Source organism: Solirubrobacter deserti (assembly GCF_027587175.1).
GTDB classification, from domain to species: Bacteria; Actinomycetota; Thermoleophilia; order Solirubrobacterales; family Solirubrobacteraceae; genus Solirubrobacter; species Solirubrobacter deserti.
The window spans coordinates 1-25879 of the sequence record NZ_JAPCID010000033.1 but is presented as its reverse complement, the minus strand read 5'-3'; the positions used below and the strand labels follow the sequence as shown (position 1 = coordinate 25879).

General features: G+C 71.5%; 28 protein-coding genes, 1 tRNA gene and 1 pseudogene. 19 read left to right on the top strand and 11 right to left on the bottom strand.

The window, feature by feature from the left end; genetic code table 11:
* Nucleotides 1-163 precede the first annotated feature (163 nt).
* The 5 genes from OJ962_RS21415 to OJ962_RS21395 all read left to right on the top strand — a co-directional run bounded on the left by OJ962_RS21415 (nucleotide 164) and on the right by OJ962_RS21395 (nucleotide 4245).
* Nucleotides 164-1060 carry a DUF3644 domain-containing protein gene (locus tag OJ962_RS21415; RefSeq protein WP_202955999.1) on the top strand — a complete coding sequence of 299 codons (897 nt, stop codon included), beginning with the start codon at nucleotides 164-166 and terminating at the stop codon, nucleotides 1058-1060.
* The gene (locus OJ962_RS21410; protein ID WP_202956000.1) at nucleotides 1057-1218 is read left to right on the top strand and encodes a hypothetical protein; all 162 of its coding nucleotides are present in this window, start codon (nucleotides 1057-1059) and stop codon (nucleotides 1216-1218) included. Before OJ962_RS21415 ends, OJ962_RS21410 begins: the two co-directional genes overlap by 4 nt.
* 39 nt (nucleotides 1219-1257) lie before the next feature.
* Entirely contained in the window at nucleotides 1258-2310 is a 1053-nt protein-coding gene (locus tag OJ962_RS21405; RefSeq protein ID WP_202956001.1) for a DUF4238 domain-containing protein, read from the top strand.
* A gap of 18 nt (nucleotides 2311-2328) precedes the next feature.
* On the top strand, nucleotides 2329-2925 hold the full coding sequence (locus OJ962_RS21400; RefSeq protein WP_202956002.1) for a hypothetical protein: 597 nt from the start codon (nucleotides 2329-2331) through the stop codon (nucleotides 2923-2925).
* A gap of 273 nt (nucleotides 2926-3198) precedes the next feature.
* Nucleotides 3199-4245 carry a hypothetical protein gene (locus tag OJ962_RS21395; protein ID WP_270006582.1) on the top strand — a complete coding sequence of 349 codons (1047 nt, stop codon included), beginning with the start codon at nucleotides 3199-3201 and terminating at the stop codon, nucleotides 4243-4245.
* A gap of 231 nt (nucleotides 4246-4476) precedes the next feature.
* Here the strand turns inward: OJ962_RS21395 and OJ962_RS21390 are convergent, their stop codons facing one another.
* From OJ962_RS21390 to OJ962_RS21370, 5 genes are all read right to left on the bottom strand, one after another.
* Complete coding sequence (locus tag OJ962_RS21390; RefSeq protein WP_202956004.1) at nucleotides 4477-5058, bottom strand: hypothetical protein; 582 nt, start codon at nucleotides 5056-5058, stop codon at nucleotides 4477-4479.
* 155 nt (nucleotides 5059-5213) lie between these two features.
* The gene (locus OJ962_RS21385) at nucleotides 5214-6056 is read right to left on the bottom strand and encodes a DUF429 domain-containing protein (protein WP_202956005.1); all 843 of its coding nucleotides are present in this window, start codon (nucleotides 6054-6056) and stop codon (nucleotides 5214-5216) included.
* Nucleotides 6053-7282, bottom strand: coding sequence for a hypothetical protein (locus OJ962_RS21380; protein WP_270006581.1), 1230 nt, complete (start codon nucleotides 7280-7282; stop codon nucleotides 6053-6055). Before OJ962_RS21380 ends, OJ962_RS21385 begins: the two co-directional genes overlap by 4 nt.
* 168 nt (nucleotides 7283-7450) lie before the next feature.
* Nucleotides 7451-7891: a hypothetical protein gene (locus tag OJ962_RS21375; RefSeq protein WP_202956007.1), complete on the bottom strand. Its 441-nt coding sequence runs from the start codon at nucleotides 7889-7891 to the stop codon at nucleotides 7451-7453.
* Nucleotides 7892-8035: 144 nt separating this feature from the next.
* A tRNA-Thr gene (locus OJ962_RS21370) sits at nucleotides 8036-8109 on the bottom strand.
* 63 nt (nucleotides 8110-8172) lie between these two features.
* On the opposite strand from OJ962_RS21370, the gene OJ962_RS21365 reads away from it, so the two are divergent.
* A complete protein-coding gene (locus OJ962_RS21365) occupies nucleotides 8173-10437 on the top strand; it encodes a diguanylate cyclase (RefSeq protein WP_202956008.1) in 2265 nt (754 codons plus the stop codon).
* Here the strand turns inward: OJ962_RS21365 and OJ962_RS21360 are convergent.
* Both OJ962_RS21360 and OJ962_RS21355 read right to left on the bottom strand, forming a co-directional pair.
* Nucleotides 10434-11327 (bottom strand): GDP-mannose 4,6-dehydratase, encoded by an 894-nt coding sequence (locus OJ962_RS21360; RefSeq protein ID WP_202956009.1) that lies wholly within the window; start codon nucleotides 11325-11327, stop codon nucleotides 10434-10436. The genes OJ962_RS21365 and OJ962_RS21360 overlap by 4 nt on opposite strands.
* A gap of 60 nt (nucleotides 11328-11387) precedes the next feature.
* Nucleotides 11388-11918 (bottom strand): hypothetical protein, encoded by a 531-nt coding sequence (locus tag OJ962_RS21355; RefSeq protein ID WP_202956010.1) that lies wholly within the window; start codon nucleotides 11916-11918, stop codon nucleotides 11388-11390.
* An 88-nt stretch (nucleotides 11919-12006) separates the two neighbouring features.
* Between OJ962_RS21355 and OJ962_RS21350 the strand changes: the two genes are divergently transcribed.
* The 5 genes from OJ962_RS21350 to OJ962_RS21330 are packed head-to-tail and all read left to right on the top strand — an operon-like array spanning nucleotide 12007 to nucleotide 15897.
* Complete coding sequence (locus tag OJ962_RS21350; protein ID WP_270006580.1) at nucleotides 12007-13650, top strand: 1-acyl-sn-glycerol-3-phosphate acyltransferase; 1644 nt, start codon at nucleotides 12007-12009, stop codon at nucleotides 13648-13650.
* A 12-nt stretch (nucleotides 13651-13662) separates the two neighbouring features.
* Nucleotides 13663-14211 carry an RNA polymerase sigma factor gene (locus OJ962_RS21345; RefSeq protein WP_202956012.1) on the top strand — a complete coding sequence of 183 codons (549 nt, stop codon included), beginning with the start codon at nucleotides 13663-13665 and terminating at the stop codon, nucleotides 14209-14211.
* Nucleotide 14212: 1 nt separating this feature from the next.
* Nucleotides 14213-14590: a hypothetical protein gene (locus tag OJ962_RS21340; RefSeq protein WP_202956013.1), complete on the top strand. Its 378-nt coding sequence runs from the start codon at nucleotides 14213-14215 to the stop codon at nucleotides 14588-14590.
* Nucleotides 14591-14623: 33 nt separating this feature from the next.
* Nucleotides 14624-15193 carry an RNA polymerase sigma factor gene (locus OJ962_RS21335; protein WP_238931845.1) on the top strand — a complete coding sequence of 190 codons (570 nt, stop codon included), beginning with the start codon at nucleotides 14624-14626 and terminating at the stop codon, nucleotides 15191-15193.
* Nucleotides 15190-15897 carry an anti-sigma factor gene (locus tag OJ962_RS21330; protein WP_202956015.1) on the top strand — a complete coding sequence of 236 codons (708 nt, stop codon included), beginning with the start codon at nucleotides 15190-15192 and terminating at the stop codon, nucleotides 15895-15897. The genes OJ962_RS21335 and OJ962_RS21330 overlap by 4 nt, the downstream gene beginning before the upstream one ends.
* On the opposite strand, the gene OJ962_RS21325 is transcribed toward OJ962_RS21330, so the two are convergent.
* Nucleotides 15862-16500 carry a TetR/AcrR family transcriptional regulator gene (locus OJ962_RS21325; RefSeq protein WP_202956016.1) on the bottom strand — a complete coding sequence of 213 codons (639 nt, stop codon included), beginning with the start codon at nucleotides 16498-16500 and terminating at the stop codon, nucleotides 15862-15864. The two genes, OJ962_RS21330 and OJ962_RS21325, sit on opposite strands and share 36 nt — an antisense overlap.
* A 39-nt stretch (nucleotides 16501-16539) precedes the next feature.
* Here OJ962_RS21325 and OJ962_RS21320 point away from each other — a divergent pair.
* The 3 genes and pseudogenes from OJ962_RS21320 to OJ962_RS21310 form a co-directional block, all read left to right on the top strand.
* Nucleotides 16540-17229: pseudogene (locus OJ962_RS21320) on the top strand (ABC transporter ATP-binding protein); the annotation flags it as partial.
* A 74-nt stretch (nucleotides 17230-17303) separates the two neighbouring features.
* Entirely contained in the window at nucleotides 17304-18041 is a 738-nt protein-coding gene (locus OJ962_RS21315) for an ABC transporter permease (protein ID WP_202956018.1), read from the top strand.
* 37 nt (nucleotides 18042-18078) lie between these two features.
* Nucleotides 18079-18870, top strand: a complete 792-nt coding sequence (locus tag OJ962_RS21310) for a rhomboid family intramembrane serine protease (protein ID WP_202956019.1) — start codon at nucleotides 18079-18081, stop codon at nucleotides 18868-18870.
* Here OJ962_RS21310 and OJ962_RS21305 read toward each other — a convergent pair.
* The gene (locus tag OJ962_RS21305; RefSeq protein ID WP_202956020.1) at nucleotides 18854-19741 is read right to left on the bottom strand and encodes an ABC transporter substrate-binding protein; all 888 of its coding nucleotides are present in this window, start codon (nucleotides 19739-19741) and stop codon (nucleotides 18854-18856) included. The two genes, OJ962_RS21310 and OJ962_RS21305, sit on opposite strands and share 17 nt — an antisense overlap.
* Between OJ962_RS21305 and OJ962_RS21300 the strand changes: the two genes are divergently transcribed.
* Together OJ962_RS21300 and OJ962_RS21295 are read left to right on the top strand one after the other, a co-directional pair.
* On the top strand, nucleotides 19740-19985 hold the full coding sequence (locus OJ962_RS21300) for a 4a-hydroxytetrahydrobiopterin dehydratase (RefSeq protein WP_238931846.1): 246 nt from the start codon (nucleotides 19740-19742) through the stop codon (nucleotides 19983-19985). The genes OJ962_RS21305 and OJ962_RS21300 overlap by 2 nt on opposite strands.
* A 59-nt stretch (nucleotides 19986-20044) precedes the next feature.
* Complete coding sequence (locus OJ962_RS21295; protein ID WP_202956022.1) at nucleotides 20045-21367, top strand: hemolysin family protein; 1323 nt, start codon at nucleotides 20045-20047, stop codon at nucleotides 21365-21367.
* 382 nt (nucleotides 21368-21749) lie between these two features.
* Here the strand turns inward: OJ962_RS21295 and OJ962_RS21290 are convergent, their stop codons facing one another.
* Nucleotides 21750-22541, bottom strand: a complete 792-nt coding sequence (locus tag OJ962_RS21290; RefSeq protein WP_202956023.1) for a 3-hydroxyacyl-CoA dehydrogenase family protein — start codon at nucleotides 22539-22541, stop codon at nucleotides 21750-21752.
* A gap of 184 nt (nucleotides 22542-22725) precedes the next feature.
* Here OJ962_RS21290 and OJ962_RS21285 point away from each other — a divergent pair, with 184 nt between their 5' ends.
* Both OJ962_RS21285 and OJ962_RS21280 read left to right on the top strand, forming a co-directional pair.
* Nucleotides 22726-23358 carry an FHA domain-containing protein gene (locus OJ962_RS21285; RefSeq protein WP_202956024.1) on the top strand — a complete coding sequence of 211 codons (633 nt, stop codon included), beginning with the start codon at nucleotides 22726-22728 and terminating at the stop codon, nucleotides 23356-23358.
* 12 nt (nucleotides 23359-23370) lie between these two features.
* Nucleotides 23371-24321 carry an acrylyl-CoA reductase family protein gene (locus tag OJ962_RS21280; RefSeq protein WP_202956025.1) on the top strand — a complete coding sequence of 317 codons (951 nt, stop codon included), beginning with the start codon at nucleotides 23371-23373 and terminating at the stop codon, nucleotides 24319-24321.
* Here the strand turns inward: OJ962_RS21280 and xseB are convergent.
* Complete coding sequence (gene xseB, locus OJ962_RS21275; RefSeq protein ID WP_202956026.1) at nucleotides 24318-24539, bottom strand: exodeoxyribonuclease VII small subunit; 222 nt, start codon at nucleotides 24537-24539, stop codon at nucleotides 24318-24320. The two genes, OJ962_RS21280 and xseB, sit on opposite strands and share 4 nt — an antisense overlap.
* A gap of 108 nt (nucleotides 24540-24647) precedes the next feature.
* On the opposite strand from xseB, the gene OJ962_RS21270 reads away from it, so the two are divergent.
* A complete protein-coding gene (locus tag OJ962_RS21270) occupies nucleotides 24648-25748 on the top strand; it encodes an HD-GYP domain-containing protein (protein ID WP_270006579.1) in 1101 nt (366 codons plus the stop codon).
* Nucleotides 25749-25879 lie beyond the last annotated feature (131 nt).

Here is a 25879-nt window from a genome sequence, read left to right as displayed (position 1 = left end):
TCCAACGTTCCGGAAGGCGTGGCGATGCACCGTCGACGGCCTGACTGCGCCCGGCGACTCTCGGCGTACGGTGGCACCCGCAACCGGTTCACCCCCCTGCAGCGCGGCGTTCTCAGCTATCTACGCGGGCGTAGGCCGCCGGAGCGATATCTACTCTCCGCACATGCCTGCTCGCTCGAAGTGGTGGCACACTCAGCAGGCCGGTCGCCGGGAGGCCCTCTTGGCCGTCGACCTCTACAACCGGACGGCAGCAGAACGGAGCCTGGAGGGCTTCGTGGTCCACATGCACCTGTCGTGGCTGCACATGCTCCACGCGCGCTTCGCGCGCGACGGCGTCGACATCCGCTATCGCAAGCCCAACGGCCACTTCGAGCGCGTCGACAGCGAGATCAAGGTGTGGGAGCTCGCGCGGTGCATCCGCGAGGCGTTCCCGGACCCGGCCAACCCCGTCCGCTGCAACGTCCAGTTCTTCATCAAGCTGCGCAACAAGATCGAGCACCGCTACGAGGAGCAACTCGCGACGGCGATCGCGGGCAAGAGCCAGGCGCTCGTCCTGAACTTCGAGGAGTCGCTCGTGGACTGGTTCGGAGGCGAGGAGGGGCTGGCCGACAGCCTGCGCTTCCCGGTGTTCATGTCGAGCCTGACCCCCGACGCCGTCGCGACGCTCAAGGCGACGCACCGCAAGTTGCCAAAGCGGGTGACGTCGTTCATCCGCGAGCACGACGCGGCGCTACCGGAGGCCGTGCAGGGCGACTGGCGCTACGACTTCCGCGTCTACCTGCTCCCGCAGACTGGCCCGAAGGCGGAGAGCGACGTCGTCATGCGCTTCCTGCGCGAGGACGAGATGACCGATGCGCAGCGCGGGGCGCGCGACACGGTGCAGACGATCGTGCGCAATAAGGAGGTGCCGTCCAGAACAAGGGAAAGCACAAGGCCAGTGACGTCGCAGCTCTTGTACAGGCCGAGCTCGGGATGGTCTTCACGACCCACCGCCACCACACGCCGGCATGGCGGCACTTTAGGGTACGGCCGCCATCCGGCACCGCCCGGCCAGCGGTGACCGAGACGCGCTACTGCGTCTACGACGAGCCGCACCGCGACTACCTCTACACCGATGCATGGGTGCGCAAGCTCGTGCGCGATCTTCGCGACATGGCCATCTTCGAGGCGGTGACCGGGCACGCGCCCGAGCCCGTCGTGGCGACCGCCGCCGCCTGAACCGCCCAGCTCGGTCGCGTCCGTCCTACGCTCTGCGACGTGGCCAACCAGTCCCCCGAGCCCGCCTTCGTCCGTCACCTCCGCAAACTCGTCGAGTCGGGCACGCCGCTGTCCCAGACCAAGGCGCAACGCCACCACTACGTCCCGAGCTTCCTGCTCGCCCGGTGGGCGACGCCGCAGAAGCGGGAGGGCAGGCTCGCCGTCCTGACCGTCGCCACCGGCCGCACGGAGACGACGAAGCCGGACAACGTCGCGTTCGTGGGCGAGCTCTACTCGTTGCACGACGACGACGGCGTGCTCGACCGCAAGATCGAGACGTTCATGTCCATCATCGAGGGGCATGCCGCGGACCCGATCAAGCGCCTCGGGACGGCGCCCCAGTCGATCGCCGACGAGGACCGGTGGACGATCGCGTTCTTCCTTGCTCTCCAGCAGGGGCGCACGCCTCCCGGCCTCGCCGACCATCGCCGCCTGGCCGAGTTCGCCGCTCGGGAGTTCCTGCGCTCGCGCCGCGCGAAGCTCGACGACTTCGAGGCGGTCGCCGCTGCGTACCGGCGGACGATCAACCCCACCGCCGGCGACAAGGAGATCCGCTCGTTCGCCGAGGCGCAGAAGAAGAAGATGCCCGACCCCGACGGACCGGTGCAGACGACGCCCGAGGCGGCGTTCCAATCCCTGTCGCTCAACGTCAGCCAGATCGCACTGACCGTCGCGGCGCTCGACTGGACGGTGCTGACGACCGACGAGGAGTTCATCGAGAACGACCGGGGCATGGCGATGTGGGACCCCAACCTTCCGGCGACGCGCGGCAACATGTGGGCGAGCTCGGCGACCGCGGAGACGACGGTCCCGCTCGCGCCCGGCGCCTGCCTCAAACTGACCCCAGGCGGCAGCCGCTACGCCGTCGCATCCGCCGACACCGCGACGGTCGACGCGATCAACCTGCGCACGTACGGTTGGGCCGCCCAGAAGATCTTCGGGACGACCACCAGCGTCGTCGCCGGCCTCCACGCGAAGGTGCAGGCCGACTCTGAATCGGTCCCCGCGCCGGTCGCCCCGAAGGTCCACTACTCCGGCCCGCGGCCCGCGTAGCCGACGACGTTGCCCCGGTTGCCCAAAGCGCTCCCCCTTCACCACCCGACCGCCGACGAGCTGCATCACGCGCACGGGGTCTACACGGAGAAGGAGCCGACCGAGTACGCGCACCGGCTGACCCGCGAACTGCTGGCGGGCGACACGTTCACAGCCGGCGAAGCGATCCACGCCCTGCTGCGCATCTGGTCGCCGAAGGGCCCGAAGACCACGCCGACGGACATCATGTGCGTCCTCGAAGACACCGCCGCCGCGCGCACGGGGTTCACCAACCGGCACATCGCGACACTGGCAGACGACGAGCACGACACGGTCAAGGAGATTTACGCGGCGTTCAAGGCGGTCGTCGGGCAGGTCGGCGCCGCCAAGGCGCTGTCCGTGCTGCATCCGCGGTTCTTCCCGATGTGGGACCGCAGAATCGCAATCGCGTACATCGGGTGGAAGTGGCGCGACGACGGGGCGCCGCCGGAGTACTACCTGCTCTTCATGCAGTACGCGATCGAGCAGTGCACGACGTCGGTCCACGAGGACACCTTCGGGCACACGCTCCTGAAGGTCCTCGACGAGTGGAACTACTCGATCTGGACCAAGCACTGGCTGACCCCTCCGGACTAGGCGGGCAGCCCGTCACGCCTGATCGCCTGGGGACGCACGGGGCGACGCGCGATGCCGCGGTGTACCGCTATTCGGGCGAACGCGCTAAGGCGCCACCGCGCCGACCGGACCGCGGCCTACCCTTGGGACATGCCGTCGTCGGCCGCTACACCCACCGCGTCGCTCTTCCAATCCGGGGTTCGAGTCCGGGGCGCGGGCTTGCCGGCGAAGATGTCGGATTACGCCCGCCTGGACCGTCGGCCGGAGCCGTGGGTGGTGCCCGTCCGGGCACTGATGGATCGGTGGTTCGACGGGCTGCACGCCGACGCTCAGAAGTCGATCCGGCCACGCTTCACGAGCGAGCGGTGCGACGACCACCTCGGCGCCTTCCACGAGCTCTACCAGCACGAGCTGGCGCTCCGCGGCGGCTATGACGAGGTCGACTGCGACATCGGCCGCGAGGACCCAGGCCACATGCGGCCCGATCTTCTCCTGCGACGCGCCGACGCCCGCTGCTTCGTGGAGGTCACCGTCGCGCTCGGCGACGACGTGGTGGACCCGACCGCTCGACCACGGCTCCAACAGCTCTACGACGCGATCGAGCGCATCACCGTGCGCGACTTCCTCCTCCACGTCAACGTGCGCGCCGTCGGACCTGACACGCCCGGGAAGCGGCTGATCCGCCGGATCGACGGGTGGCTGCGGACCATGGACCCAGATGAGGAGATCGCGCGTGTCGCGGCAGACGGGGAGGCGGCCGCCCGTCGCATCGAGGTCGATGGCTGGACGGTCGACCTCGTCGCCACCGGATGGCAGCCTGATCTTCGCGGACGCCCCGACCTCGGTGTGATCGGGTCCATTGTCGAAGGGCCCGACAACTACCGCCACGTGATCGAAGGCGAGCGTCGCATCGAGTTCGACGGCCCGCGGACGCTCAACGACGATGTCCTCCTCGCCGCCGCGCTGCACCGCAAGCTCAAGCACCGCTACGAGCTCGACGACCTGCCGTACGTCATCGCCGTCCTCTGCGCGGGAGACTTCGTCACCGACACCGACATCATGGACGCGCTTGTGGGGCCGGGAGGCGTGTGGGGACACGGCGCCCCTGACCGGTCCCGCCGCCTGTCGGGGATCATCACGGCGACGAACCTGAGCCCGACTGCCGTCGCGGACGTCGAGCCGACGCTGTGGACGAACCCGAACGCGGATCACCCGGTTCCCGAGGACTTCTTCCCGTGGCGCCGCATCTCGGTGTCGGCTGACGGCGACCAGACCGAGCAGTCGGCCACGCGCGCAGTCGCGGACGTGCTCGGGGTCAGCGCCCGCTTCCCGGCCGAGTAGGTGCTCGCGTGTCCGTCCCGCCGCCCGCACCGGACCAGGCGACGCTCTGGAGGATCTGCGAGATGAGCCCGACGAGGAGTGATGCTCGCGACCGGTCCGACGGCCCAGGCACGGTTCGGTCGAGGCAGGAACGGCAGCGCCCGCCCCGACGTCGGTCGCGGCGCGACCGCCGGCCGGCGCGCGCGATAACAGCAGATTCCGGCAACCCCGCCGGCGGCTCGCCGGCGGGCGTCACGGGATCGCGGCATTCACGTAGGCCGAGAGCATCCGGAGCCACTGCGCCAGCTCATCGAAGCTGAGTCGGTGATCCCCGATCTGCATGCCGTCCGGGTCGGGGCGGAGCGTGGCGACCACGCCGGCCTTGCCGTCGGCGATGTCTTCGTCGCCATGCGCGATCCGGTTTCGTACCTGGCGAACGGTCGCCGCTGCCTCGGCTGATGGCAGCGGGAGATCGGCGATTGCCGCAAGCTCCGGGGACGCGCGCAGACCGCGGAGGATGCGAAGGATTCTGTCGAGCGCGGCCACGAGGTCTTCGCAGTGTCCGATGGCCTGGAACAGGGGCACCGTGATGCCGCGGTTGCGCGGGCGGATGGCGGGCCCGACCCCGTCCCACATCGCGTCGTGCTGGTCGAAGGACGTGCGCGCCCACTCGTAGTCGCGGACGGCCTTGTCGAGCTGTCGCGCCACGGTGACGAGCTGCAGGTTCGTTGGGTCGGCGTACCGATCGGCCTCCCACTTCTGCGCCAAGGCCAAGGCCATGAGGTTGGTCTGCGGAAGATCCGATAGATCGGGCAGGCGGTGGGGCGTTTGCACGGCATGAGCCTAGGGCCCGACTCGCCCCGTGTGGTCGGCAGCTCACCTGTGGTCCATTGGGCAGCCGCGAGCGGCGGGCTCGCTGGGCTGCCTCAGGGCTCCGCCGGCCGCTGCGCGCACGTCAGGCCCCGTTGGTGGGCACAACGGAGAGGGGGTCAGACGATCATCTGTGCGAGCAGTTTGTGCGCGGCGGGGGTGCCATCGCCGAGGATTACCAGCTTCTCCCCCGCCACACCGTTGGCGTGCCGGTAGCGCAACGCTGACCACAGCCCGGCGTAGGCGTCGAGGATGTCGTCGCGTCCGACGACCGTTCCGGTCCATGGTGCGGCGTCGGCCTGGGTGAGGGCGTCGTCGAACACGGCGGCGATGAGCTCGCGCCGCAGTGCCCGGCCTGCGCTGCGCTTCTTGCGCGGCAGACCGCTGGTTGCGCTCGGGTGACCGAGTTCGAGCGCCAGCGCTCGAAACGACAGCTCCGGATGGACTTCGACAAGCCAGCGCTGTCGGTCCGGCGCCGCGGTCAGCAGCGCGTCGGCCTCGGCGATCTTGGGCGCGATCGCCATCGCCTGACGGGTCATGATCGGATGCGCGCCGGCGGTTGGCTCCGCGGCACGCCGAGCGGTCACCACGTCGCGGGCCTGCTCGAAGCTGAGGCCGAGCAGCTCACGGTCGGGCGCGGGGAACACGCACGGCCAGCGCTGCCCGAGGGTCGCGCGCGCCGCGTGATCGCAGGTTCGTAACCCCGCTCGTCGTGGGAGACCCATGGGCACATCGACCGCCAGGATCACCGGCGCGGCCTTCGGGGTGCCGGCACCCGCGCCGGCGGCTTCGCATTCTTCGACGAGATGCCGAAGCCCGCCCTCGGCGTTCGTGTACAGGCGGAGTTCGGTGCGGGCGACGGGGGCGGACGGCGCCGGGTCGTGGCCGTCGGTGTAGGCGATGGCGGCGACCCAGCCGGCGCGGCAGCCGTCCACGCCGATCGCGGCCGCGCGTTCGCTCATGCCTGCGGGCGGGGAGTGACGGTGTGGATCTCCCCCGATAGTGCCCAGTGGTCGCCGAGCGATGGCGCCGGCCGCACGTCGGCGACGACGAGTTCATGGTCGGCCGGTAGCCACCTGACGCCTCGCGGACCGTGCAGGCAGAGCAGTCGGTCGACGGCGCCGATGACGGCATGCTCGTCGTCGAGCAGCGCGGTCGTGATGGCGTCGACGCCGACCTGCAGGTCAGCGTTGATCCTCCGGGCGTATTGCGCCACCGTGGTGCGGTCGCGCTGGGCTTGGAAGCCACAGACGATTCCGTCGAGGACGCTCTTCACGCGGTTGGCGACCCATCGCCCGCCGTGGTGTGTGGGCGGGTGGATCCGAGCGATGACTGCGTAGGTCTCTCCCTTTGTGCGCGGGCTTCCGATCTGTATGAGGCGGGCCTGGCGCCGCAGCGCCCACCACACCTGGACCAGGCGCTTCTCGCCCGCGAACGCACCGAGGCTGACCGGTTCCCAGCCGGCGAGTTCGCGCACGGGCGTCCAGTAGGTCCAGGGCTCGGTGGCGGGGGCGAGCCGGTAGCGCAGCGCGATCGGGTAGCGGTGTCCGGAGGGCGTCGGCGGTGGAGGGGCGGGATCGTGCTCGATACGCAGTCCGTGCGCGGTGGCGTTGTCGAAGCTGCGGGCGGCGAAGTTGTAGAGCAAAAGGTTCTCGACGTCGGCGTCGCTGACGCGTCGGCCGGGCTGGATCGGCTTCGCGCCGGCGAAGGTCGCGTGCAGGACCTCGCCGTCGGCCGCGGCCAGACCGGGCAGCGCTCGATCCACCGCGGCGCGGACTCGCCGGGCAGTGGGCGTCCTCGGCGACAGCGGTACATGCTCAGCGGTCCACGCCGTCATCTGACGGTCGCGGATGACGAACTCGCAGTGCTCGTCCTCGCCTGTCGCGTCCGCGATCGTCTCGGGGCCAGGGGTCGCCGTGGCGCTGGGTGGCGTCGTCGGCGTCACGAGCGTTGACGCCGCAGACGTTCCGCGCGGAAGGCACGCGGGGCAGGGCCGCGCGCCGCGGGCGGCGGTGAACGCGGGTGCCTCGGCGGTGTCGAGGTAGTACTTCGTGGTCCCCAGGCTCATGCCGCGCACCCACTCGCAGGTGATGGCGTGCAGCTTCTTGCCGTCGGCGTTGTAGATCAGCCCTTCGCCAGCAGCAATCAACGCCGTGAGCTCGGCCTGCGAGGCGACCTTGCGGGGCATCGTCGGGCTGCTCCTACTCGCCGACGTCGCTGGCGGTTCTGGCCGCGCACCGGCGCTGTGACAAGTTCCTGGCCAGATCGCGCCGATTGCCCTGCGCACGCCAATGCCACGGTCGGCGGACCGCGACGCGCGGCGCACGGGAGGCTGCAGAGGCTGCCCGGTCGTGGATCATGGAAGCTGATCGAGCCACGCCTTGACCGCGTCCACGCTCCGACCAGACGCCGCTTGCCAAAGACCTTCCCGACGCACGACGGTGTCGAAATCGCCGAAGTCGCTCACGGTGATCTCGTCGGCGAACTGGTCCGCGAACCACACGCTTCCGACTGCCAGATCGAGCGCGTGGACGATCGCGGCGCCGTGAAAGTACCAACTGCAGGTTCTACGCGTCCCTACGAGGGTGGCCAGGCGCTCTTCGTCGTCACTTGCCAAGCCATGCAGCTCCACCGCCGTCGTCAGCGGCAGAAACAGCGGGACCCCGTCGATGTCGGGATACGACGAGCGGTAGCTGTCGGGGTTGTCGAACACCTCGAAGGCATGGTCGACCTGTTCGAGCCGTACCTGACTGCTCGAGTCGAGTGGGAACGCCGCCGAGAACGCGATCGTGCGCACGTTCGAGTCGCAGTGGCACCGGGCCCCATTTCCCGGGCCGTATTGTCACCCAATTGTCACCAAGAGCCGATTTACCCCTGCTCGCCGTCCAGGGAACTGGATACGGAAGGCGCTACATTCGAGCTACAGAGCCAAATCTGCAAAAGCCGGAGACGGGATTCGAACCCGTGACCTACCGCTTACAAGGCGGTTGCTCTGGCCAGCTGAGCTACTCCGGCGGGGGACAGCAGTGTAGGGCCGTCAAGGCGGACCCGGATCCGGCCGATTAACGGTTCGTGACCATGCCCGCCGCCCTCGAGACCGAACGTGGAGCAGCGCTCGAGGCGCTGGTCGACGCGGCCTCCGGCATCCTGGCGGCGGATTCGCTGGACGGGACGCTGGGGCGGATCGCGCACCATCTGCAGGCGCTGCTGCGCTACGACGACCTGACGGTCTACGAGGTCGACGAGGCGCTCGGCGTGCTGCGGCCGGTGTTCGCGGTCGGCAACTGGGTCGACGAGGCGCTCGCGGACCCGATCCCGCTCGGGACCGGGGTGACCGGCTGGGTGGTGGAGCACCGGCGCACGCGCAACGTGCCGAACTCCGGGCACGAGCCACTGTGCAGCGTGGTAGGCGGCACGGACGACGAGCCGGAGGCATTCGTCTGCGTGCCGCTGCTCGCGCGCGAGCGCGTGGTCGGGGCGCTGAACGTCTACCGCGCCTTGGGCAGCGGCTCCTTCAGCGCGGCCGAGGTCGAGCTGGTCGAGCGCTTCGCGACGATGGCCGCGCTCGCCTACGACTCGGCGCGCCAGCGCGAGACGCTGCGCGACCAGGTGCAGCGGGACGGGCTGACCGGGCTGCTCAACCACCGGGCCTGCCATGAGCGCCTGAAGGCGGCGCTGAACTTCGGCGACCCCGTGGCGGTCGTCCTGCTCGATCTCGACCACTTCAAGGTCATCAACGACACGCTCGGGCACGCGGAGGGCGACCGGGTGCTCAAGGCCTGCGCCGAGCGGCTGCGGTCGGTCGTGCGCACCGACGACGTCGTCGGACGGATGGGTGGCGAGGAGTTCGCGCTGATCCTGCCGGGCGCCGACGTCGAGGCCGCCGAGGACTGCGCCGAGCGCGCGCGGGCGGCGCTCGCCGAGCTGACCGTGCGTGGCCGGCCGGTGGCGGCGTCCGCGGGTGTGGCCGCCGCTCCCGCCGACGGGGCCGAGGCCCCCGTGCTGCTGGAGAACGCGGACGCGGCGCTGTACTGGGCGAAGCGGTCGGGGCGCGGGAAGACCGTCCGCTACAAGCGCGGCGCGATCCGGCCCGAGGCCGAGCAGCGCAACGAGATCGCGGAGCTGCTCGAGCGGGGCGTCGAGGCGATCGAGATCGTGGTCCAGCCGGTGGTCGAGCTCGCGACGGGCCGCGCCGGCGGCTACGAGGCGCTCACGCGGATCAACGTCGAGCCGCGCCGCGGCCCGGACGAGTGGTTCGCGCAGGCCCACCGCGTCGGCCTCGGGGACGAGCTCGAGGCGCTGGCCATGCGCGCCGCGCTCGCGCTCCCGGACCGCCCCGACGGCGCGTTCCTGGCGCTCAACGTGTCACCGCGCGCGCTGCTCTCCGCGCCGGTCCAGGACATCCTGCCGGCCACCCTCACGGGCATCGTGGTGGAGCTGACCGAACACGAGGTGTTCGGGGCCGCGGGGGAGTTGGACGCGGCGCTGGCCGACCTGCGCGCCCGCGGCGCCCGGATCGCGCTCGACGACGCCGGTGCGGGCTACGCGGGCCTGCAGCAGATGATCCGGATCGCGCCCGAGATCCTCAAGCTCGACCGCACCCTGGTGCACGGCGCGCACGCCGACGGCTCGCGTCAGGCGCTGCTGGAGGCGCTGATCGGGTTCGCGTCCTCCACGGGCGCGGCGATCTGCGCCGAGGGCGTCGAGGACCTCGACGACCTGCGCGCGCTGGTCGCGCTGGACGTCACCTACGCGCAGGGCTACGGCCTGTGCCGCCCCGCGCCGGCGTGGCCGCAGCCCGACGCGGCGGCGACGGCGGCGGCCGAGTCCGAGATCCGCAGCGGGCTGCGGATCTCCGGGAACCCACGCGGCGCCGGCGCCTTCACCCGCGGCCTCGCGGAGCTGTCGGACGAGCTCTCGGCGGCCGAGACCGTCCACGACCTCGGCGAGGCCAATGTGCGCGCCGCGGCGCTGCTCGGCGCGGACGAGCTCGCGCTGCTGCTCGTCGAGGGTGACGAGATCGAGCTGGTGTCCAAGAACCGCGTCGAGGTCGGCGAGCGCTGGTCGCTCGACGACTTCCCCTCGACCCGCTACGTGCTCGAGCACCGGATCCCCGGCCAGGTGGTCGTCGGCGACGAGGCGGGCGACCCGGCCGAGCTGGCCGAGCTGGCCGAGCTGGGCCTGGGCACGGTCCTGCTCGTCCCCGTCATCTGCAGCGACCAGCCGGTCGGGCTGCTGGAGATCTACCGCGTGCGCCGGCAGGCGTTCACGGCCCGCGAGGTCGACCGCGCCCGCGTCCTCGCCCAGCAGTTCGGGGCGGCACTGGACCGCCTGCCCTCCTAGGCCCGGAACGACGCGAGCGTGTCGCGCAGGGTCTGCTCGAGCGGGATCTCGGGCGCCCAGCCGGTGGCGGCGCGCAGGCGCTCGTGGGAGCCGCGGATCTCCATCACCTCGTGCGCGCGCAGCTTCGCCGGGTCGACCTCGGGCGCGACCGGCACGCCGGCGATCTCGCTCAGCGCCGCGATCAGCTCGCGTGCGCTCCGGCTGACGCCCGAGCAGACGTTGAACACGCCCGGCTCACCGCGCTCGGCCAGCAACCGGTAGGCGCGGACGATGTCGCGTACGTCGGTGTAGTCCCGGCGGGTGTCCAGGTTGCCGGTGCCGACCGTGATCGACGGCTCGCCCGCATCCAGGCCCTTCGCGATCTGCATGGCGAAGTTCGCGATCGCGTAGAGCGTCTTCTGGCCGGGGCCGGAGTGGTTGAAGGCGCGCGCGTGGATCACGCGCAGGCCGTGCGCGTCGGCGTAGAAGCGCGCGACCAGGCCGGAGCTCGCCTTGGAGACGGCGTAGGGGTTCTGGGGCCGTAGCGGCGCGTCCTCGGTGGTCGGCACGGTCTCGGGCGGCCCGTACTCCTCGCCCGACCCCACCGAGACCACGACCGCTTCGGGCGCCTCGTGCCGGACGGCTTCCATCAGGTTGGCGGTGATCGCGACGTTGTCGGCCAGCGTGCCGAGCGGGTCCGCCCACGACTCGCCCACGTGGGCGCGGGCGGCGAGGTGGTAGACGACGTCGGGCCGCGCCTCGGCGACCAGCCGCCGCGCGACCGCCGGGTCGGCGAGGTTCGCCTGCGCGGAGCGCGGGGCGGGGAGGACCGTGTCGCCGGCGGCCTCGCACGCGGCGACGAGGTACGCGCCGGCGAACCCGGACGCGCCCGTGATGAACACGCGGCTCACGCGGTCCCGCCGAGGGTCAAGACGCGATCGGGGTGCGGCGGAAGGGCTGCTCGCCTTGCACTAGTTGAGCGAGACGACGTACTCGGCCGAGCCGTGGCCGTTGGACGCCGCGGCGGCCGGGTCGATCGGCTGCGGCTCGCCCTCGGGCGGGTTCAGGCGCCGCTCGAGCTCGCCCAGCACGGCGCCGAACAGCAGGTGCCGCCACGTGGCCTGGGCGAAGGCGCGGCCGGAGCCCCACAGCTGCGGGAACTCCTCGCCGGCCGGGTGCACGCGGTTCAGCGCGGCCGTGCCCGGCCAGGTCGCCAGGTGCTCGGCCAGGCCCGCCAGCGGCCCACGGAGCGGCCCGGGCACCGGCAGCCCGCGCGCCGCGTTCGCGTAGGCGGCGCCGAACAGCGCGCCGTTGGCGAGGTGCATCGCGAGCCCGATCGGGTACGCCGCGCGGCCGCTGGTGACGAAGCGCCCGAGCAGCTCGACGTCGTCGTACTTGCAGTCGAACACGCGCTGGTCGAGCGGCTGCTGGGCGGCCCAGACGGCCGCGGCGGCGGCGCCGGCGAGAGCGCCTCGGAGAGTGCGGGTGCGGTCGACGGCCATGGCTCCGACTGTAACGCGCGCGGGCCACGCGGTGTACGAAAGCGGCGAGGAGGTCGGCAACCAACCCATGGCCACGGATCACACACGCTTGCACGCCCGCGCCCGCACCAAGGGCGTCAACCCCATCGTCTACTGGCTGATGCGCGCCTGGCTGCAGCCGTTCGCGCACATCTACTGGCGGTTGAGCCGGATCGGGCGCGAGCACATCCCGGCCGAGGGCCCGGTGATCTTCGTCTCCAACCACCGCTCGTTCATCGACCCGTTCATCGTCGGCCTGTGCAGCCGCCGCCCCGTCTACTACGTGGCCAAGCAGGAGCTGTTCACCAACAAGGCGCTCGGCTGGTTTCTGTCCAGCCTCGGTGCGTTCCCCGTCAAGCGCGGTGAAGCCGACGCCGACATGATCGAGACCGCCAAGGCGATCCTGCGCCGCGGCGACCCGGTGCTGATCTTCCCCGAGGGCACGCGCATCCGCCCCGGCGCGCTGGGCAAGCCCAAGCGCGGCGTCGGCCGGCTCGCGCTGGAGACCGGCGCGACCGTCGTCCCCGTCGCGATCAAGGGCACCGAGGCGATCCGCAAGGGCTTCCGCGTACGCCCGCACAAGGTCCGGGTGCGGATCGGCGCACCGCTGAACTTCCCACAGGTCGAGGTTGCCACCGGTCCGCTCGCGGCGGCCGTCACCGACCGCATCTGGCCCAACGTGATGCTGCAGTGGGAGTGGCTCGGCGGGCTGCCGCCGCTGCGGCGCGCCGCGGTCATCGGCGGCGGCGCCTGGGGCACCGCGATGGCGGTCATGCTCGCCCGCGCGGGCATCGACGTCGACCTCGGCTGCCGCACGCAGGCCCAGGCCGACCTCATCAACGCCACGCGCGAGAACCCCAACTACCTCCCGGGCGTCGAGCTCGCCGCGCGCATCACCGCCACGCGCGCCGCCGACCTCGAGCTGGGGCGCCATGACCTCGTCGCGTTCGCCGTCCCCGCCGCCGAGCTGCCGCAGGCGGTCGCCGCGCACGCGCCCAAGCTCGCGCCGCGCGCGGGCGTGCTGGTCCTGAGCAAGGGCCTGGTCCCGCCGCTCGGCACGCTGCCCTCCAGCTACGTCGCCGAGCGCACGCCTTCGTGGGCGGTCGGCGTCCTCGGCGGCCCGGGCCACGCGGCCGACGCGCTGGCCGGCGGCGCCAGCCTCGTGCTCGCCGCGCACGACGCGAGCTTCAGCCGCCAGGTCTCGGACGCGCTGTTCGCGGCCGGCCTGCAGGTCACGCAGACCACGGACGTGATCGGCGTCGAGCTCGCGGGCTGCGCGAAGAACGCCGCCGCGCTGGCCGCGGCCGCGGCGCCGACGCCGAACGCCGCCGGCTCCGCCGCGGGCAAGGTGTTCGCCGAGATCGACGCGTTCGCGCGCGCGTCCGGCGCGCACCCGAGCACGTTCGCCGGGCTCGCCGGCACGGGCGACCTGGTCGCCACCGTGCTCGCCGAGGGCTCCCGCAACCGCCGCGCCGGCGAGCTGCTCGCCCAGGGCGTCCCGGCGGCCGAGATCGACGCGACGCTCGGGCAGACCGCCGAGGCCGTGAACACGGTGCCGCTGCTCGCCGCCCGGCTCAAGGAGGCGGGCGTCGACGCGCCCGCGCTGCGCTCGCTCGCGGGCATGATCGAGGGCAACGTGGAGCCCGACCGCTGGCAGGCCTCGCTGACCGCTCCCAAGAAGGCGAAGAAGGCGCAGAGCGCGAAGGCGGCGTAGTGTCCAAGCCGGATGGCCACAGCACCGGACAAGGCCAAGCTCGACGCCGACTTCAGCGAGCTCTACAAAGCGCACCTGAAAGACGTGTACTCGTACGCGTACTACCGCGTGGGCAATCACCACGACGCGGAGGACCTGACCGAGCAGACGTTCCTGCAGGCCTACCGGCACTTCGCGCGCGCCCAGCAGGAGTCCAAGGGCCGGCCGCTGCGGCCGTGGCTGATCCGCATCGCCCACAACCTGGCGGCCAACTACTACCGGGACCGCTCCCGGCGGCCCCAGACCAACATCGACGACGCGGGCGCGATCAGCACCCCGCACACGACCGAGGGCCTGGTGCAGGACCGCGACGACCTGGCGCGCATCCTGCGCGGCGTCCAGCAGCTGCCGGACGACCGGCGCGAGGCGCTGATCATGCGCTTCGCGCTCGGGATGGACAACCGCGAGATCGCGCGGGCGCTCGACCGCACCGACGGCGCGACCAAGGTGTTGATCCATCGTGCCATCCGGCAGCTCGAGGACATCGTCCAGGCCGACGCCAACGGCGACACTCCGAATTGACGTGAGCACCCCCTTCCCCGACATCGAAGCCCGCCTGCGCGACGCGCTCGCGCCCGTCGACCCGCCGATCCATCTGCAGGCGCGCCTGGAGACGACGCTCGACTCGATCGTCGAGCTCGCCGCCGACGAGCTGGACGCGTGGGAGCTGGAGGCGATCAAGGACCCGCGCAACTGGCCGCGCGCGGCGGTCGGGCCGGCGGCCGCGGTCGTGGTCGGTGGTGGTGCGGCGGTCGGGCTCGTCCTGCTGCGCACCCAGCGCAAGCGCCACAAGCGCCGGGCCGCCGCGCGCGGCGCGCGCGACCTCGTGGCGCGTACGCTCCGCGACGCGGGTCGCGAGGCGCTGAAGGTCTTCGACGAGCTCACGCCCGACCGACGCTGATCCGAAACGGCGGCTCGCGCGCAGATGGTGGTGATGGACGTTCGCGCGCTCGCCGACGAAGACCTCATCCCGCTGATGGCGCGGGGTGACGCGCGGGCGTTCGAAGCCCTCTATGAACGCCACTCCGGAGCCGCCTACTCACTCGCCTACCGGATGGTCGGCGCGCGGGCGGTGGCCGAGGACGTCACGCAGGAGGCGTTCCTGAACCTGTGGCGCTCGGGCGCGCATTACGACCGCGTGCGGGGCTCGGTGCGCTCGTGGATCCTCGGGATCGTCCATCACCGCGCGATCGACGCGCTGCGCCGCAACGCCGTGCACGCCAAGCGGCGCTCGGACGACGAGACGGCGGCGGAGCGGCTGGAGGCCCCGGACAAGGTCGAGGACGACGTGGCGCGCCGGGACGAGGCGGCGATCGTCCGCAACGCGATGGACGTCCTGCCGTCCGACCAGCTCAAGGTCATCGAGCTGGCGTACTTCGGCGGCTACACGCACGTCGAGATCTCCGAGCTGCTGGACTCGCCGGTCGGCACGGTCAAGGGCCGGATGCGGCTCGGTCTGAAGAAGATGCGCGAGGCACTCTCGCACGGGGCGGTGGAGACATGAACGGCGATCACGAGCGCTGGGAGGACGCCACGGGCGCGTACGTGCTCGGCGCGTTGCCGGACGACGAGCGCGCGGCCTTCGAGGAGCACCTGGCCACGTGCGCGGCCTGTCGCGCCGAGGCCGAGGAGCTGCGCGTGGCGGCGCAGGCGCTGCCGCTGTCGGGGCCACCGGTGCTGCCGCCGCCCGCGCTGAAGGCGCGGATCATGGCCGAGGTCGAGCGCGAGGCGGAGCTGCTGGCGGGGGCCCGCGACACGCCCGGCCCCGAGCGGGAGCGCCCGCGCCGGCGCTGGAGCTGGCGGGTGCCGATGCCGGCCGTCGCGCTCGCGTGCGCGGCCCTGTTGGCCGGCGTGGTGGCGGGCGGAGTCCTGTTCGGCGGCGGCTCGGACGGCCGCCGCTACGACATGGACTCGACGCTCCCGCAGGCGTCCGCCGAGCTCGACGTCACCGAGGACGGCGCGATCATCGTCGCCAACAAGCTGCCGATGCCCGAGGCGGGCAAGGTCTACATGGTCTGGATCCAGCGTCCGGGCCGGGCCCCGGAGCCGACGTCGGCGCTGTTCACGCCGCGCCGCGACGGCTCGGCGACGGCGTCGGTGACCGGCGACATGGAGGGCGTCGCGACGGTGCTCGTCAATCAGGAGCCGCTGGGCGGCTCGACGACGCCGACCTCACAGCCCGTGCTCGTCGCCAGCCTCGCGTCGTAGCGACTCCAGCCCGCGCACGAGCAGCTCGAGCGCCCACTCGAAGCGCTCGTCGGCGTCCCCGGCCACGAGCTCGGCGGCGAGGCTGGTCGTGATCGGGAACTCGTCGGGCGGCAACGAGCTGAAGTACGCGCCCAGCTGCTCGCTGTCGACGGGCTGCTCCAGCGACTCCTCGTAGGCGAACGCGCCCACGTAGAGGCTGAACATGTCCGCCGCGTAGGCGATCACCTGCGCCGGCAGCGCGGCGGCGTGGAGCACGGCCAGGTAGCGCTCCAGGACCGGCATCGAGTTCGGGCCGGTCGGAATGCGGCCCATCGAGAGCTGCGCGGCGCCGCGGCGGCTCTTTAGCAGCTCGCGGGCGTTGCGGCCGAGCTGCTTGACCTGCTCCTGCCAGTTCTCGGGATCGGGGTCGACGACCTTGGACTCGCCGACGATCCGGTCGAGCATGAGGCCGAGCAGCCGCTCCTTGTCGCCGACGTGCCAGTAGAGCGTCGCCGCGCCGGCGTCGAGCTCCTGGGCGAGCTTGCGCATGGAGATCCCCTGCAGTCCTTCGCGTTCGAGCAGGACCAGCGCGGCGTCGACGATCTTCTCCCGGGTCAGGGCCATTTGACGTAGCCAGCGTACTCGGCTAGAACACTGTTCGAGATGACTCGTACAGTGTTCGAGAACGCGATCGAGGCCGGGGGCCTCGTCAAGCGCTACGGGGAGGTGCAGGCCCTCGACGGGGTCGACCTCCACGTCGAGGCCGGGACCGTGTTCGGCCTGCTGGGTCCCAACGGGGCCGGCAAGTCGACGACGGTTCGCATCCTCACGACGCTCACCCGGCCCGACGCCGGCACGGTGCGCGTGGCGGGGATCGACGCGCTGAAGGACCCGGTCGGCGTGCGCCGGGCGATCGGCGTCGTCGGCCAGAAGCACGGCACCGACCCCGACGCCACCGGGCGCGAGAACCTGGTCCTGCAGGCCGAGCTCTACGGCCTGCGCGACCGCCGGCGCGTGGAGGAGCTGCTCGAGCGCTTCGGCCTCGCCGACGCGGCCGACCGGCAGGCCAAGACGTACTCAGGCGGCATGATGCGCCGGCTCGACGTCGCCATCGGACTCATCCACACCCCGCGCGTGCTCTTCCTGGACGAGCCGACGACCGGGCTGGACCCGGAGGCCCGCACCGCCATGTGGGCCGAGATCGAGCGGCTGGCGGGGGAGGAGCGGATGACGATCCTGCTCACCACGCACTACCTCGAGGAGGCCGACCGGCTGGCCTCGCAGCTGGCGATCGTCGATCAGGGGCGGATCGTCGCGCGCGGTACGCGCGACGAGCTCAAGGCCGAGATGCAGGCGGCCACCGAGAGCGACACGCCGCCGTCGCTCAACGACGTCTATCTGCGGCACGCCGGACGGGCGGTGGCGGCATGACGGAGATCCGGCAGAGCTGGCAGGTCTCGCTGCGCTACTTCCGCGTCCTCGCCCGGCAGCCCGCGTTCCTGCTGATCACGATCGTCCAGCCGCTGATCTGGCTGCTGCTGTTCGGCGCGCTGTTCAAGGCCGTCACGCAGATCCCGGGCTTCGGCGGCAGCGGCGACTACCTCGACTACCTGACGCCCGGGATCGTGGTCATGCTCGCGGTCTCCAGCGCCGGCTGGACCGGCATGGGCTTCATCGAGGACATCAACAGCGGCGTGATGGACCGGATGCTCGTCACCCCCGCCTGGCGCGGCGCGTTCAACGTCGGCAGCGTCGCGCAGTGCGTGGTGTCCGTGCTGCTGCAGACGCTGCTGATCATCGGCCTGGCGCTGCTGATGGGCGCCGAGGTCGCGCACGCCGGCGCGCTGCTGCTGGTGGCCGCGCTGCTGGCGGCGAGCTTCGCCTCGCTCTCCAACGGGCTGGGCGTGCTCACGCGCCAGCGGGAGTCGCTGATCGGCGCGGTGTCGCTGCTGCTGCTCCCGCTGACGTTTCTCTCGAGCGCGCTGATGCAGCTCAGCCTCGCGCCGGGCTGGATCGAGACCGTCGCCAGGTTCAACCCGGTCGACTGGGCTGCGGTCGCCGCACGCGACCCGGAACCGCTCAGGATCGGCCTGCTGGCGGCACTCACCGTCCTCTCCGCCTGGTTCGCGACGCGCGCGTTCGCGGTCTACCAGCGGTCGCTATGAAAATCTAAAGAAAGCGGTGCTAGCTTCGCCGTCAACGATGGCCACCTGTTACCGCCACCCTGACCGTGAGACGGGCGTCTCGTGCTCGAACTGCGGGCGCCCGATCTGCCCCGACTGCATGACCCCGACCCCGGTCGGCATGCGCTGCCCCGAGTGCTCGCAGCAGAAGACGCAGGTGCGCAACCTGCGCTCGATGGCGGTCGATCCGATCGCCACCTACATCCTGCTCGGCATCAACGTCGCCATCTTCCTCGGCGCGTCCAGCAGCCAGAACGCCGTCAACGAGATGGTGCTGTGGGGGCCGGGCGTGGCCGACGGCGACTACTGGCGGCTGCTCACGTCGGGCTTCTTGCACACGAGCATCTTCCACCTGTTGATGAACGGGCTGGCGTTGTTCTGGCTCGGCCGGATGATCGAGCCGGCGCTCGGGCACGCGCGCTTCGTCGCGATCTACCTCGTGTCCCTGCTGGCCGGGTCGGTGGGCGTGATGCTGCTGTCCTGGGATGCCTCGACGCTCGGCGCGTCCGGCGCCGTCTACGGCCTGCTCGGCGCGGCGATCGTGATGGCCCGCAACCGCAACATCCCGCTGATGGACTCCGGCCTGCTGCCGATCCTCGCGCTCAACCTCGGCATCACGTTCCTGATTCCGAACATCTCGATCGGCGGCCACCTCGGCGGGCTCGTGGGCGGCCTGCTCACCACGTTCGTGATCGAGGAGCTGTCGCGGCGGCGGCGCAACTCGCTGCCGCTCGCCGTCGGGTTCAGCGTCGCGGCCGGCGCGGTGGCGATCGCGGCCTCGGTGGCGCTCGCGTCTAATCCAGTGCTCTGACGCCGCCCAGGGGCGGCGGGACCCGGTCCGGGTGCAGCGCGTGGCCGAGCCACTCCAGGCCGTCCACGAGCCGCGGGCCGGGGCGTGAGAACCAGGCGGAGGCGTCGGCGACCACGATCCGGTCGGCGCCGAGCGCGTCGAGCTGGGCGCGGTACTGCCGCGCCTCCTGCACGCCGCGCTCGACGTCGTAGCCGCACGGGGCCACCACCACGACCTGCGGCGCCGCCGCGGCGACCTCCTCCCACGTGCGCTGCTCGGACGGCTCGCCCGGGAGGCCGAGCAGGTCGACACCGCCCGCGTACTCGATCAGCTGCGGGACCCAGTGGCCGCCCACAAAGACAGGATCGAGCCACTCGAGCATCGCGACCCGGATCGGCTCGGCACCGCGCACCGCCAGCTTGACGCGGTCGATGCGGGCCGCGGCGTCGTTGACGAGGTCCACGCCCGCGTCCTTGCGGTCGGTGGCCTGGGCGAGCGTGCGGACGTCGCCGAGCACCTCGCCGAGCGTGTGCGGGTCCAGGCTGACGATCTCCGGCACCGGGTCCATCCGGGCGGCGATCGCGCGCACGTCGTCCACGGACACGGCGCAGACGCTGCACAGGGCCTGCGTGACGATCAGGTCCGGCTTCAGGCGCGTGAGCGTCGGCTCGTCGAGCTCGTAGATCGAGCGGCCCTGCTCGGTGAGCTCGCGGACGGCACGGTCGATCTCGGCGGGCGAGAGGCCCTGACCGATTACGTCCCGCGTGACCTTGGGTAGATTCAGCGCGTCCGCCGGATGGTCGCATTCGTGCGTCACGGCGGTGACCTCCTCCCCGAGTCCCAGGGCGAAGAGCGTCTCGGTGGCCGAGGGGACGAGGGAGACGATGCGCATGGCCTCAGACGCAGTATGGCGCCAGGACGGCGAGTCGCTCGTCCGCGACTATGCGTTCGAGGACTTCAAGGCCGCGATGGCGTTCGTCAACCGGGTCGCCGACGCCGCCGAGGAGGCCAACCACCATCCCGACATCCTCGTCCACGAATGGAACAAGGTGCGCCTGACGCTCACCACCCACTCCGAAGGCGCGCTGACCGACAACGATCACGCGATGGCGAAGCGGATCGACGCGCTCGGGTAGCATTCGCCCCGTCGCCCCTTGATGCCTGACGACGAGACCCCTCGAAGTCGGAGGGACGCATGATCGCCCTGCTGCTGCTGGCGGTCTTCGTCCTCATCCTGCTGAACGCGTTCTTCGTGGCCGCCGAGTTCGCCTTGGTGCGCTCGCGCAAGGCCCACCTGCAGACCGACGCGGACGAGGGCAAGCGCGGTGCCGCGACCGCGGTGAACATGATGGACGACCTCTCGCGCTACCTCAGCGCGGCGCAGGTCGGCATCACGCTGACGTCGCTCGGGCTCGGCTTCCTGGGCGAGCCGGCGATCGGCCAGCTGATCGAGGACATCGTGGGCGAGGAGGTCCCACACTGGCTCTCGACGGTGATCTCGGTCGGGCTCGCGTACCTGATCACGACCTCGTTCCACATCACGCTCGGCGAGCAGGTCCCGAAGATCTACGCGATCCAGAAGGCCGAGGTCGTCGCCCGCTGGTGCGCGCGGCCGCTGCTGATCTTCACCCGGGTCTTCTCGCCCTTCATCAGCGCGCTGAACGCGACCTCCAACGGCATCCTGCGCCTCGTCGGCGTCAAGACGGCGGGACAGCTGGACGAGGGCGAGTCGCCGGAGGAGCTGCGGGTGCTGATCCAGGAGTCCGTGACGGGCGGCAAGCTCGATCCCGGCGAGGCGGGGATGCTCACGGGCGTCTTCCACCTGCACGAGCAGCAGGCGCGCCAGGTGATGACGCCGGCGCCGGCCGTGATCACGGTGGACACGTCCGAGGACGTCGAGACCGCGCTGCGGCGGTGCGTGTCGAGCGGGCACACGCGGCTGGTCGTGACCGAGGACGAGAACCGCGACCGCGTCAAGGGCATCGTGCACTCCAACCAGCTCGCGCAGCTGCTGCTCACCGAGGGCCCGGAGGCGAAGGTCGAGGGACTCGTGCGCGAGATCCCGATCGTCCCGGAGACCAAGCCGCTCGACGACCTGCTGGCCGACCTGCAACGCGCGCGGTCCTCGTTGGCCGTCGTGATCGACGAGTACGGACGGACCGCGGGGATCGTCACGGTCGAGGACATCATCGAGGAGGTCGTCGGCGAGATCGACGACGAAACCGACCCTCAGGGCGGCGAAGTTCGCAGGCTCGCGAACGGCGACTGGTTCGTGCGCGGCCACGTCGCCATCACCGACCTGATCGACTACGGCCTCGAGCTGCCGGTGGACTCCGACGCCTACAACAGCGTCGGCGGCTTCGTCTTCGGCGAGCTGGGGCGGCTTCCCAAGCGGGGCGACACGGTCGTGCACAACGGCTATTCCATCCGCGTGGAGAGCGTCCGCGAGAACCGGATCGAGGCCGTTCGCATCCGCAATCGGTCCGTTCCGAAGGCCGAGCCGAACGTCCAGTCCTGAAATGAAACTGCGTGACGAATTGCACTTTCGCGCTTAACGCGCTACCTTGCCGCCAGCCAACTTGCCGCTCCGGCGGTTGAGGAGGAGAGAGAGGGAGATCCTGGGGAGGATCGACCGAGTAAGCACGCAGCGCCCGGGCTCAGGGGAGCGAGACCCGGGCGCGACGTGTTTAAGGGCCCTGCACCTCTTGGAGGGTCGGATGATCGGGGTGGGGCGGAGGGATGTCCCGACTTCGAACTCACCCCTTAAACACCTCCGGCCGCCTCAGGGGAGCGAGGCGGCCGGGAAGTGGTTCTGGAGGAGGGGTGCGATGAGAAGATCGTCGCGAAGCTGATGCTCCCAACGCGATCTCAATCCTAGCTAAACATTCCCCCGATGTAAATCAATACGTGTGGAATCCGTGACCCGCTTTGCGTCCGAGCCGACCCTCGGCGATCAGGCGGTCCACGGTGGCGGGGATCTCGACGTCGATGGTGCGGCCGATCGCGGCGCTGACGTCGAGGCCGACGAGGTCCAGCAGGGCGAGCGGGCCCATCGGGTGGCCGGCGCCGAGCCGCATGCAGGTGTCGATCGCCTCCGCTTGCAGGCCGGTGCGCTCCATCAGGCGGACGGCCTCGAACAGCAGTGGGAACAGCAGGCGGTTGACCACGAAGCCGGGCGTGTCCGGAACCTCGACCGCCGTCTTGCCCAACGCCTCGCACAGCGCGCGGGCGCGCCGGCGGGTGGCGTCGCTCGCCTCCTCGGGGAACGCGAGCTCGACCAGGTCCATCCTGGGCACGGGATTGAACACGTGCAGGCCGACGAAGCGCTCCGGGTGCCCGCTTGCGCGCGCGAGGTCGCTCACGGGGAGGCTCGAGGTCGTGGTGGCCAGGACCGCTTCGGCCGGCACGTGGCCGTTGAGGTCCCGCCAGAACGCGGCCTTGGTCTCGGGGTCCTCGACGATCGCCTCCACGACGAACGTCGCGTCGCGCAGGACGTCCGGGTCGCGGCTCACGCGCACGTTGCCGTTCACGCTCAAGCCGAGCTTGTCGCACAGCGCTCCGACCTTGGCGCTCGCCTCGTCGCAGGACGCCTCGGAGCGCGCGAGCACGGTTACCTCGCCCCGCGTGGCGGCGACGGCCGCCAGGCCGCATGCGATGGCTCCGGTTCCCGCGATGGCCAGGCGCTCCGACATGGCACTCCCTTGGAAGGTCGCTCCGCCAGTAAGTGCGAAACGTAACTTCCGTCTCGGTCCCGTCGTGTGACAGACCGCACGCACTTGCCGGACGGGGCGGTACGGCGTAGGGTCAGGCGCACAGATGGAGCCCTTGACGCTCGGAAGCAAGACACCTGAAGAGCGAGAGCAGCGTCAGGCTGCGGTGGAACGCGGGGTGCCGTTCCTGGTCTTCCGCGATGGTGACGGCCGGCAGCGGATCTTCAACCTTGAGGCCTCCTCGGACTCGATCACGGTCGGGCGCCGCTACGAGGCCGACATCTCGCTGCCGTGGGACCCGGAGGCGTCGCGTCTGCACGCCGAGCTCGCGTATCGCGCGGGCGAGTGGACGATCGTCGACGACGGCTGGTCCCAGAACGGCACGTGGGTCAACGGCCTGCGGCTCGCGGGCCGGCGCCGGCTCGCCGACGGCGACCTGGTGAAGATCGGGCGCACGATCATGGGCTTCCACCAGCCCGGCATCGGCGGCCCCGGTCCGACGATGGTCGAGGCCGAGCTGTCCTCCACGCCGCGCTTCTCCGAGCAGCAGCAGCGCATCCTGCGCGCGCTCTGCCGGCCGCTGTTCGCCGACGGCGACGGCTTCAACCCCAACTCGGACCTCGAAGTGGCCGAGCAGACCGGGATCGAGGTCGAGGTCGTCACCCAGGAGCTCGACCTGCTGGCGCGCCTGTTCGGGCTCGAGGACATGCCCCGCCTGGAGCGCCGGGCCGAGGTCGCGCTGCTGGCCGTCCGCTCCGGCCTGGTGGGCGCTGACGAGGGCGGCGGCACACAGGCGTAACCTGCTCGCGTGATGCGGGCATTCGTTGCGGAGAAGACGGAAGACGGAGTCACGCGCGGCCTGCGCGAGGACTTCGAGCTCGACGGCGAAGGCGACGTGGTCGTCGACGTCGAGTACTCGAGCGTGAACTACAAGGACGGGCTGGCGACGATCGCCAAGGGCCAGGTGGCGCGCATCTCGCCGCTGGTGCCGGGGATCGATCTCGCGGGCGTGACCGCGGACGGCCGGGCGGTGCTCGCGCACGGCTACGACCTCGGCGTCTCCCACCACGGCGGGTACGCCGAGCAGGCGCGGGTGCCGTCGCAGTGGCTCGTGCCGCTGCCAGAAGGTCTGAGCGCGCGCCAGGCGATGGCGCTGGGCACGGCCGGCTACACCGCCGCACGCTGCGTGATCGCGCTCGAGGCTGCGGGCCTGAAGCCGGGGGACGGCCCCGTGCTCGTGACGGGTGCGAGCGGCGGCGTCGGCTCCACGGCGGTCGACATCCTCGCCGCGCGCGGCTACGAGGTCGTGGCGTCCTCGGGCAAGGACCCGGACTGGCTGCGGTCCCTGGGCGCCGCGGAGGTGATCTCGCGCGAGGAGGCCGCCGGCGACGCGTCACGGCCGATGGAGAAGTCGCGCTGGGCGGGCGCGGTGGACTGCGTCGGGGGCGCGACCCTGGCGGGCGTCGTGCGCTCGCTCCAGTACGGCGCGGCCGTGACCGCGTGCGGCAACACGGGCGGCATCAAGCTTGACACGACCGTGCTGCCGTTCATCCTGCGCGGCGTCTCGCTGCTCGGCGTCGACTCCGTGCAGACCCCGATCGAGGCGCGCCGGGAGACGTGGGCGCGGCTGGCCACGGACCTGCGCCCGCCGCACCTGGACGACACGATCACCCGCGAGATCGCCTTGGACGAGCTCGAGACGGCCCTCGACGCCGTCCTGAAGGGCGAGCTCCAGGGCCGGACGATCGTGAAGGTCGGCTAGGCGGCTTCCAGGCGGGCGACGAGCTCGTCGAGGCGCAGCTCCTCGAGGCCCTGGCCTACGGCGTCGAGCTCGGCGGCGCAGAACTCGACGAGCCCGCGCCCTTCGCGGCACAGATCCAGCGTCTCGCGCAGCCCCGCCTCGCCCGAGTCCAAGCGGGCGATGATCGCCTCCAGGCGGGTGCTCGCGGTCTCGTAGGTCAGCGTGTCCTCGGCGGCCATGACCAGCCAGGCTACCGGCGCGACCGGCGGGCGTTGTCGACCGTGCTCGCTGTTCGTGGGAGGAGTTGTGCGATCAAGACCGGACTTGATCGGTCGATCAACCGGGTCGTGCGGTTGATCCCCTCACGCAAGATCCGCGACGGTGTCGAGCTCGCCCGCGACGTCATCGCCGGGCCGCCCGGCACCGCGCCCCTGCTGCGGGCGGGGGTGACGCTGTCCTCGCGCTACGCCGACCTGCTGCCCAAGGCCGGCGTCGGGAGCGTGTGGATCGAGGACGAGCTGGGCGCCGACATCGACATCGCCGAGCCGCTGACGCCCGAGACGCGCGCGAAGGTCCACAAGGCCACCGCGGGTGCGTTGAGCGCCGCCAACACGGCCTTGCGGTCCGGCTCGGGGATGCCGCGAGAGGTCGTCGAGTCGCTCGGCGAGGTCGCCGACTCGATGGTCAACGACCTGCTGGACTGCCCCGAGGCCGCGCTCGCGCTGGACGACCTGAACGCCTTCGACGACTACACGCACAAGCACAGCGTCCAGGTCACGCTGCTCGGGCTGCTGATCGCGCGCCGCGCGTGGCAGACCGACGGCTGGACCGACTTCCGCGGCCGCCGCCGCTACGACCGGCTCGAGGAACGCCTGCGCAAGCTGGGCGTCGGCCTGCTGGTGCACGACGTCGGCAAGCTCGCCGTCCCGCCCGAGATCCTCAACAAGCCCGGCCGGTTGACCGACGCCGAGATGGACATCATGAGGACGCACACGGCGACCGGCGTCGAGCTGCTGCGCCCGGCCGACCTGTCGCCGCTGTCGTTGAGCGTCGTCCGCGACCACCACGAGCGCATCGACGGCTCCGGCTACCCGGACGGCATCTTCGGCGCGCAGGTCCAGGAGTTCCCGCGCATCGCGGCCATCGCCGACGTCTACGACGCCGTCACCAGCGAGCGCGTCTACAAGCCCGCCGCGCCCCCGCACGTCGGCGTGCGGGTGATCCGCGAGGGTTCGGGGACGCAGTTCTGCCCGAGCGTCGTCGCCCACTTCCGCGCCGTCGTCATGCCGTACCCGGTCGGTCACGAGATCGTCCTGCCCGACGGCCGCGCCGGTGTCGTCTCCCACGTCTCCCTCGAGGACCCGGACTCCCCGACGGTCCGCGTCGTCGGCTCGACCGGCGTCGAAGAGCTCGTCGTCGACATGACGGCCGAGCCGGCCGCCGCCTAGAACAACCGCGCCTCGTCCTGTGCGGCGCGTCCAGCCGCGGTGGCGGGCCCGGTCCCGCGCCGCGCCGTGACCGCGCGGGGCGGCGCGTCGGCGCCGGCCGCCGGGCGGTTGCTGCCGGCTGCCGTGCCGTC